Origin of the sequence: Dietzia aerolata, from assembly GCF_014144865.1 — a bacterium.
Lineage (GTDB): Bacteria > Actinomycetota > Actinomycetes > Mycobacteriales > Mycobacteriaceae > Dietzia > Dietzia aerolata.
Map to the genome: position 1 here is coordinate 9,665 of NZ_JAALDM010000330.1, position 5,918 is coordinate 15,582.

At 66.3% G+C, this 5,918-nt stretch carries 9 protein-coding genes; 8 read left to right on the forward strand and 1 reads right to left on the reverse strand.

What is annotated here, in order from left to right:
• Positions 1-485: DUF2332 family protein (locus G6016_RS16540; protein ID WP_182633688.1), on the reverse strand; the 485-nt coding region annotated here is incomplete at its 3' end.
• Positions 486-630: 145 nt separating this feature from the next.
• Between G6016_RS16540 and G6016_RS16545 the strand changes: the two genes are divergently transcribed.
• From G6016_RS16545 to G6016_RS16580, 8 genes are all read left to right on the forward strand, one after another.
• Positions 631-834, forward strand: a complete 204-nt coding sequence (locus G6016_RS16545; RefSeq protein ID WP_182633689.1) for a type II toxin-antitoxin system VapB family antitoxin — start codon at positions 631-633, stop codon at positions 832-834.
• On the forward strand, positions 831-1,202 hold the full coding sequence (locus tag G6016_RS16550) for a PIN domain-containing protein (RefSeq protein ID WP_182633690.1): 372 nt from the start codon (positions 831-833) through the stop codon (positions 1,200-1,202). The genes G6016_RS16545 and G6016_RS16550 overlap by 4 nt, the downstream gene beginning before the upstream one ends.
• A 126-nt stretch (positions 1,203-1,328) precedes the next feature.
• Positions 1,329-2,399, forward strand: a complete 1,071-nt coding sequence (locus G6016_RS16555; protein ID WP_182633691.1) for a glutathione S-transferase family protein — start codon at positions 1,329-1,331, stop codon at positions 2,397-2,399.
• Positions 2,400-2,437: 38 nt separating this feature from the next.
• A complete protein-coding gene (locus G6016_RS16560; RefSeq protein WP_338403658.1) occupies positions 2,438-3,052 on the forward strand; it encodes a GtrA family protein in 615 nt (204 codons plus the stop codon).
• Positions 3,053-3,084: 32 nt separating this feature from the next.
• Positions 3,085-3,357 (forward strand): hypothetical protein, encoded by a 273-nt coding sequence (locus G6016_RS16565; protein WP_182633692.1) that lies wholly within the window; start codon positions 3,085-3,087, stop codon positions 3,355-3,357.
• Between the two features lie 9 nt (positions 3,358-3,366).
• On the forward strand, positions 3,367-4,062 hold the full coding sequence (locus G6016_RS16570) for a hypothetical protein (protein WP_182633693.1): 696 nt from the start codon (positions 3,367-3,369) through the stop codon (positions 4,060-4,062).
• 51 nt (positions 4,063-4,113) lie between these two features.
• Positions 4,114-4,947, forward strand: a complete 834-nt coding sequence (locus G6016_RS16575) for a GTP pyrophosphokinase (RefSeq protein ID WP_182633694.1) — start codon at positions 4,114-4,116, stop codon at positions 4,945-4,947.
• Between the two features lie 121 nt (positions 4,948-5,068).
• A complete protein-coding gene (locus G6016_RS16580; protein ID WP_182633695.1) occupies positions 5,069-5,818 on the forward strand; it encodes a DNA-3-methyladenine glycosylase I in 750 nt (249 codons plus the stop codon).
• The last annotated feature ends 100 nt before the right edge of the window (positions 5,819-5,918 follow it).

Consider the following 5,918-nt stretch of genomic DNA (forward strand, 5'->3'; position numbering starts at 1 on the left):
GTCGGGGTGACGGAGGTGGACTCTTCGGCGGGCCGCAGTTCGCGGGTCGCACCGCCGTCGAGGGTGAATCGGTAGGAGTACCGGTCGGGGTAGAGGCACAGTCCGGCGGAGGCTCCCACCTCGACCAGGGAGAGCGGGCCGGGGATCATCGACAGAAACGGCAGCAGCACCGCGCAGCGTTTGGCCTCGTTGGTCTGAGTGGAGTGGGCGAGCACGATCTGCTCGACCTCGGCCCAGTGGGCGTGGAGGAACTCGCGGAACGCGTCGTAGTCCTCGGTCTCGGCGGCGCCGGCGTGGCGGGCGGCGGCGAACACCAGGACTGGCTGCCGCTTGATGCGCGGTAGGCGGGCGATCAACTCGCAGGTCGCGGCGTCATCGGCGATGCCGCGGGCCCAGGCCAGGTACACCGGGGTGCGGCCGCGGACCTCGAACCGCGCGAAGTCGGCGTAGCGGGCGGAGACGTCGTCGACGTGCGCGGAGTCCATGGCCCCAGCGTGGCACATGTCGTCGCTCATGGCCTGCGGCCCGGGGTGAAGAGGGGCGAGGATGCTCACACGCGACCGTGCGCTGCCCGCAACATGCATCATCGATTATGGCATCATTTGATGCAGAATCTGATGTGGAGGAACTATGCGGACCACCGTGACTCTCGATGACGACCTTGTTGCTCGGGCAGCCGAACTTACAGGCATTGCCGAGCGATCGGCGCTGCTGCGAGCTGGCCTCGAGACCTTGGTGCGGGTCGAGAGTGCCCGTCGGCTCGCAGCGCTTGGGGGCTCCGATCCGGACGCGACCCCTGCTCCGCGACGTCGCGGGCAGGGCGACGCAGCGTGATCCTGGTTGACACCTCGGTGTGGATCGATCATCTTCACCAGGTTGAGCCTCGCCTTCAGCAACTATTGGTCGACGACGACGTGGTGGTCCACGACAGTGTCCTGGGGGAACTTGCGCTCGGGTCATTGCGGCAGCGGCACGTCATACTGGAGTCGCTCGCAGCACTGCATCGCGCCACGGTAATGAGTAGCGACGAACTTCTGGGCTTTGTTGACAGTGCACGGTTGTGGGGACGCGGACTCGGCGTTATCGACGTACATCTGCTCGGCTCGGCGCTCCTTGGTCGCTCTGCGATCTGGACTCGGGACAAGCGGCTCCGGGCGGCGGCGGTTGAACTCGGTATTGACGTAGTCGCCTCGGAAGAATGATCTCGGCTGCCGGGCTAGCCTGTGGTGGCCCGGCCAGCTATAGTTGGTGACGCATCAACAATATCTGCGACCGTCCGGCCCGCACCGCCCGCGAGCCTCGCCCCCGCCGACCGTAGGAGAGCAGCCATGGCAGACAGCCCCGAGTTCACGCCCGCGAAGAACGCCGCGACCAGTGGCGAGTTCGTCCGCGACGCCACCTACATCAACGACCGGGTGGTCAAGGGGCTCGAGCCCGGCTCGGACCCGGTGGGGGACAAGATCGGCGAGATGCGCTGGCCGGTCGAGGCCGGGCGTTACCGCCTCATGGCCGCCCGCGCCTGCCCGTGGGCGAGCCGCACGATCATCGTGCGCCGCCTCATGGGGCTGGAGGACGCCATCTCGATGGGGCTGGCGGGCCCGACGCACGACGTCAACTCGTGGACCTTCGACCTCGACCCGGACGGCAAGGACCCGGTCACGGGCCTGGAGCGTCTGCAGACCGCCTACTTCAACCGGATCCCCGACTACCCACGCGGCATCACGGTGCCCGCCCTGGTGGACCTCCCCACGAAGTCCGTGGTGACCAACGCCTACCAGAAGCTCAACTTCGACCTGGTCACCGAGTGGACCGACTTCCATCGCGACGGCGCGCCGGACCTGTACCCGGAGGCCCACCGCGACGAGATCGACGAGCTCGACTCGTGGATCTACCCCACCATCAACAACGGCGTCTACCGCAGTGGTTTCGCCGCCGAGCAGGGCGCCTACGAGAAGGCCTACGACGAGTTGTGGGAGTCGATGGACCGGCTCGAGGAGCGCCTGTCGACCCGCCGCTACCTCGTCGGCGACACGATCACCGCCGCCGACATCCGCCTGTTCACCACCCTCGTGCGGTTCGACGCCGTCTACCACGGCCACTTCAAGGCAGGCCGCAACAAGATCACCGAGATGCCCGCGCTGTGGGGCTACCTGCGTGACCTGTTCCAGACCCCCGGCTTCGGCGACACCTGCGACTTCCCGCAGATCAAGGAGCATTACTACGCCGTCCACACGGACGTGAACCCCACGGGCGTCGTGCCCAAGGGCCCGAATCTGGCCGGCCTGCTCACCCCGCACCACCGCGAGGAACTGGGCGGCAGCCCGTTCGGCGACGGCACCGCCCCGGGCCCGATCGGCATCGAGTCCGAGCGCGTTCCGGCAGGCCACGGCGCGCAGTAGGCGGCCCCGGCGCCGGGGAGGGCCTAGACTGGCATGTTGTGACCCCGGCGCCCCCTGAGATCGGCCGCTACCGCCGCAGCCTGAGACAGTTCATCATGTTCGGCATCGTCGGCGGCTCCGGCATGGTCGTCAACATGATCGTCACGGTCTTGATGAACAAGGCCAACGGCGGCACCCAGAACGCGCAGGACATCCTGCTCCCGTTCCCGGGCACCGAGTTCAACTTCCGCTTCACCACCCTGGTGTGGATCGTCGCGTTCCTGGTGGCGAACTTCTACAACTTCCTGCTCAACCGCAACTGGACCTTCGGCAAGCACTCGGGCACCAAGGCCCCGTTCTGGCAGGAATTCTGGCCGTTCCTCATCGTGGGTTCGGTGGCGGCGGTCGCGGGCATCTTCATCAAGCTCGCCTTCACCAACCCCACCTCGCCGGTGTATCTGCCGGAGCCCTTCTGGCACGAGGACGCGGGGATCCATTCCCGTGAGTACTGGAGCCAGCTGCTGACGATCGTCATCACCATGCCGATTAACTTCATCGTCAACAAGCTCTGGACCTTCCGCGCGGTGCGCAACCGCCACCAGGCGCGCACCGAGAACGCCGAGCAGGCCGGACAGGCCGGACAGACCGAGCGCGCCGCGGACCCGGTGATCTAGGGGCAGGCCGTGGAGTCCTCGCCGCGTTCGTCGTGACGTTCCGCCTGGTGGCCTGGTGGAAGCAGTGGCGCGTGCCCGCCCAAATGCGCGGCTGGACCGTGCGTGACCCGGAGGTCCCGCGCCGCCGAGAGAAGTCGGTGTTCGGGCGCCCCGCCCCGGGTGGCGGCGGTGCTGCCGATCGTGACCGCCCGGGTTCGAACCGACAAGACCAAGAATTTTACGACGACGACAACGACGTCCACCCCGCCAGCGATGACCCGGACCCGGACCCCGGCTCTGATCGCGGTCCGGGCGGTCGCCGGTAGGGTGTTCCGGTGCAGTATTACCTCAGTCTGCTGGGATTCGCGGCGATCGATTCGGCCAACCTCCTGGCCTTTGCCGTCATCGCGGGGTTGTGGCTGACCGCTGCCAGTAGGCAGGAGCCCTTCGCCCGGAAGGCGGCGCAGTTCACCGGCGGTGCCTTCTGCGGGATCATCCTGCTGTCGCTCGTGTCGGTGTGGGTGATCGGCAACAACGAGGAGTTCGTCCGCAGCCTGTTCTGCAACATCTGGGCGATGGTCGTGATCGCCGTGATCGGCCTGGTCATCACGGTGTTGGGGTTGAAGAAGCCCGCCGAGAAGGCGGAAGAGAAGGTCGAGTCGCCGATCGCGCAGAACGTGCTGCAGCGGTTCGGGATCATGGCCACCGGCATCGTGCTGGGCATCATCCAGTCCGGCACGTCGGCGCCGTTCGCCGGCGGCATGGTGCTCATCTCGTTGCATCACAATCCGACGTGGGTGAAGCTCCTCCACATCGTGATGTTCGCGATCGTGGCGATCATCCCCAGCGTTGTACTCATCATCACGCTGGCGCGGGTCCCCTCGGGGCGCGTGGCCGCAGCCACCAAGCGCATCGACAGGTTCCTCTCGTTCGGCCGGGTGGCCGGCCGGATCCTCACCCTGGTGGTGGGCATCGCGCTGCTAGTGGCGGCAGCGGTGCGGATCGTGCAGCTCAGCGGGGTGCTGCAGTAGGAAAGTCCGGCACCACGCTGCTGTACGAAGCGACATTCTCAGGAGTTGAACATGGACGTGGAAGATCCGCCACCTAAGCGACTCAGCCTTGGTGACGAGCAGCGCCTGAACCCCGAGATGGTCGCTTTCGCCCGTCAGCTCCGCCGAGACTTTGAGTTCATCGGCATGCAACACGAGTTCGCGATCGAAGAAATGCTGACCAAGGTGTCGATCCTCCGCAAAGAGTTTTTGCGCTTGGAACGCTACAACCCGATCGAGCACGTCACTTCTCGCGTCAAGAGCCCGGGCAGTATCCTCCGAAAGGCAGCGCGTCTCGGCATCGCACCCACTCCCGGCGAGATCACGGCGGGCATCAAGGACATCGCCGGCGTACGGATCACCTGTAGTTTCATCTCCGATACCTACCGGGTTCTGGAAGCGTTGACCTCCCAAGATGACGTGAGAGTCGTGCAGATCAAGGACTACATCGCCGAGCCCAAGCCGAACGGCTATAAGAGTCTCCACGCGCTCGTCGAGATCCCGGTGTTCTTGAGTACCGGCCCGATTCCCGTCACGGTCGAATTGCAGGTCCGAACAATCGCGATGGATTTCTGGGCGAGCCTGGAACACAAGATCTTCTACAAGTACGAAGGTGCGGTTCCACCCGGGCTCGTTGCCAGCCTCACCGATGCCGCCAAGGTGTCCGAACTGCTGGACCAGCACATGGAGCAGCTCTACTCCGAGGTGCGCGACACCGTCCACGTTGATGCGTCCGGTGACGAGCTCGAGGTCGACGAGCGGATGCTCCTACGCCTGTGGGATGCCGCTCGTGCCGAGACTGAAACCACAGCGAAGCGACGAGAACGACGTGACGACCAGGGGGCTAAGCAGCGACCAGAGCGCTGAGTGGCGACCAGGCGGCTGAGGTCGGCGGTGGAGATGGAGGACATCGTCTCCGCGATGTCGTAGGGCATGGCTAGCGTGGCGGCCACCCGCGACCTGCGGGCCAAGCAATCCGGGAGATGACATGCAGAACGCCACCGAGACCACCGCCACGCACACCTCGACCGCCACCGCCACCGGCACCGACTCAACCTCCACTACCTCCACCTCCACGGACGCCACGTCGAGCGGCTCGCCCGCCGCCACGTCGCATGAATCTCCCGCAGTGGTCATTGGAACCGGATCCGTGCTGTGCGAGGACGGACTGCGGAGACCGCCGTGGGCGGCCAAAGACCAGCTGCTACGGGAGTATTACGACACCGAGTGGGGCATGCCCGTTCGTGATGAGGCCGGGCTGTACGAGCGCCTCGTGCTCGAGGGATTCCAGTCCGGACTGAGTTGGGCCACGATCTTGCGCAAGCGCCCGGCGTTCCGTGAGGCGTTCGCGGGATTCTCGCCTGATGCGGTGGCTCAGTTCGGCCCCGCGGACGTTGACCGGCTGATGGCCGATGAGCGGATCGTGCGCAACGGGCGCAAGATTGACGCAGCCATCGCCAACGCCCGCGCCGTGATCGAGCTCCGGTCAGACATGGGGCTGTCCGAGCTCATCTGGTCCTACCGGCCCGAGTCGACGCCCTGGCCGCGGGTCATGGAGGAGGTTCCCAGCCGGTCGGCGGAGTCGGAGGCGTTGGCCAACGAGCTCAAGCGGCGGGGATTCTCGTTCGTCGGCCCGGTGACGGTATTCGCGCTGATGGAGGCTATCGGGGTCGTGGACACTCACCTCATGGACTCGCACCGTCGAGGTACCTCCGGCGTGTGGGCGTCAGCGGGGTAGCAGTGGCAGTGGCACCGCGGGGGCCGGCGGCTGAGGGGGCACGTCGGCGCCTGCCGGGCCCGCAGGAGCAGCTGGCTCGGCGGGAGCGGCGGGGCTGGCT

Bases quoted from the DNA above. Each gene is read 5' to 3' on its own strand.
- G6016_RS16545 (WP_182633689.1), top strand. From the start codon at position 631: ATGCGGACCACCGTGACTCTCGATGACGACCTTGTTGCTCGGGCAGCC.
- G6016_RS16555 (WP_182633691.1), top strand. From the start codon at position 1,329: ATGGCAGACAGCCCCGAGTTCACGCCCGCGAAGAACGCCGCGACCAGT.
- G6016_RS16575 (WP_182633694.1), top strand. From the start codon at position 4,114: ATGGACGTGGAAGATCCGCCACCTAAGCGACTCAGCCTTGGTGACGAG.
- G6016_RS16580 (WP_182633695.1), top strand. From the start codon at position 5,069: ATGCAGAACGCCACCGAGACCACCGCCACGCACACCTCGACCGCCACC.